This is a genomic window from Rhizobium sullae (assembly GCF_900169785.1).
GTDB lineage: Bacteria > Pseudomonadota > Alphaproteobacteria > Rhizobiales > Rhizobiaceae > Rhizobium > Rhizobium sullae.
In genome coordinates this window covers 1-485 of the sequence record NZ_FWER01000191.1, presented here as the reverse complement: position 1 = coordinate 485, position 485 = coordinate 1, and the positions used below count along the sequence as shown (strand labels likewise).

The window sequence follows — 485 nt, the reverse complement described above, 5'->3', positions numbered from 1 at the left end:
CTCCACCTCCGTCGTCTCAACTGCAGCAACCGGTCCTATGTTGTTCTCATCAGCCATCATTATTTCCCCTCTATTTCATTGCCTGTTCTCGGCTGAACGAACTATAGAGTCAACACTACCGCCAGCCTCATCTTTGTGGGTAGTCGAACGTAATTGGGCGGCCTCAAGATGGCATGCAGGAGACAATCTGACGCACCGTAAGATCGCTGAAGCATAGTGCTTCTCGATTGGGTCACTCGATTTCGTAAATCGCCGCGTTGTCCTGCACTTCGCGCAGCCCTTTGTATGACGAATGCCGTAGCTTCCCGTCGTGCGTCCATGCCCGGTATTCGATCTCGGCAATCAGCGTCGGCTGCACCCAGACAATACCCTTCGGTCGGTCCTTGTATTCGACGGGCGGCTTCTTCATGGTCAGGCGATCGAGCATAGAGCGCAGCTCCCATGCGACACTTTCCCTGAAGCCGGTCCCGACATTCCCGACATAG

At 54.6% G+C, this 485-nt stretch carries 1 protein-coding gene; it reads right to left on the bottom strand.

Going from position 1 to position 485, the window contains the following annotated elements:
* Positions 1-232: 232 nt before the first annotated feature.
* On the bottom strand, positions 233-485 hold a 253-nt coding region (locus BN1800_RS39710), incomplete at its 5' end, for an ATP dependent DNA ligase (RefSeq protein ID WP_483251933.1).